At 47.2% G+C, this 597-nt stretch carries 1 protein-coding gene; it reads left to right on the top strand.

From position 1 onward, the window contains the following. Nucleotides 1–56: 56 nt before the first annotated feature. On the top strand, nt 57–597 hold a 541-nt coding region (locus AC2FC2_RS26945; RefSeq protein ID WP_490660204.1), incomplete at its 3' end, for a transposase.

Here is a 597-nt window from a genome sequence, read left to right as displayed (position 1 = left end):
GCTGTGAGTTCAATGGGTCGATGCAACGCTATCCTTAATCAAGGGGGGACGTTGCCATGAAACGAAGAACTCGGATTAACTACACGCCAGAGCAGAAGGCGATTATCTGGGACAGGTATAAGCAAGGTGATTCCCTGCATGATATCGCCAGAATGTTCGACAGATTTCATTCTTCTATTATGCCGACTATCCACCAGACTGGTGGGTATCGCCCTCCTGTTCGAAAGCGGCACCGGCTGGCTCTTTCACTTGATGAAAGAGAGGAGATATCCAGAGGATTGGTAGCAAGACGTAGCATCAGGGATATCGCTGATAAATTATCAAGAGCCCCCTCAACGATTAGCCGCGAGATCAAGAGGCATGGAGGTGCAAAACAATACCGTGCAGCAAAAGCAGATACAGCTGCGTGGGAAAGTGCTCTGAGACCAAAACCTTGCAAGCTAATTGAAAGCCCCACATTGTGTAAACTCATTGCAGAAAAGATGCATCAGGACTGGTCGCCGGAACAAATCGCCGGTTGGCTGAAACGCTGTTATCCGGATAATCAGGAAATGCATGTGTCACACGAAACGATTTATAAAACGCTTTTTATACAAA

The organism is Serratia sp. CoH_122_TC_1 (assembly GCF_058191755.1).
Note: the sequence above shows the minus strand (reverse complement) of the source record. Positions and strands in the feature narration are given on the sequence as shown.